The sequence below is a fragment of the Bilifractor sp. LCP21S3_A7 genome, from assembly GCF_052118825.1.
Taxonomy (GTDB): Bacteria; Bacillota; Clostridia; order Lachnospirales; family Lachnospiraceae; genus Bilifractor.
This window is the reverse complement of the sequence record NZ_JBQKGL010000036.1, coordinates 1-443: the sequence shown is the minus strand read 5'-3', so window position 1 is coordinate 443 and position 443 is coordinate 1. Positions and strand designations below refer to the sequence as shown.

At 48.5% G+C, this 443-nt stretch carries 3 tRNA genes; all 3 read right to left on the bottom strand.

The features are described from left to right. Positions 1–142 precede the first annotated feature (142 nt). Positions 143–214 (bottom strand) — tRNA-Cys (locus ACTQ1O_RS14075). Between the two features lie 14 nt (positions 215–228). Beyond that, a tRNA-Glu gene (locus ACTQ1O_RS14070) sits at positions 229–300 on the bottom strand. Between the two features lie 35 nt (positions 301–335). Continuing rightward, positions 336–408, bottom strand: a tRNA-Asn gene (locus ACTQ1O_RS14065). Between the last annotated feature and the right edge of the window lie 35 nt (positions 409–443).

Here is a 443-nt window from a genome sequence, read left to right as displayed (position 1 = left end):
TTTCACACCGCTCCATGCTCATACATGTTAGCGTCGTTCAAGCATGCAGTTTTCTGTGCATGCTTCGCATGCCCAAAAACTGCCCGCTTGACGACGGCTTTATACAGTAAAAAAGGAACCCAGTTATACTGGATTCCTGAAGAGGCGTGGGCCGGATTTGAACCGGCGCATACTGGTGTTGCAGACCATTGCCTTACCACTTGGCTACCACGCCATATAATATTGGGATGACCCGGACGAGAATTGAACTCGTGTTACCGCCGTGAAAGGGCGATGTCTTGACCGCTTGACCACCGGGCCACAGAAACCAATCATTACCCTTTAACAAAGGTAAGCTCCCCCTGGTGGACTCGAACCGCCGACATCATGATTAACAGTCATGCGCTCTACCGACTGAGCTAAGGAGGAATATTTCATTTCTTTATTATGAAAAGATACATACC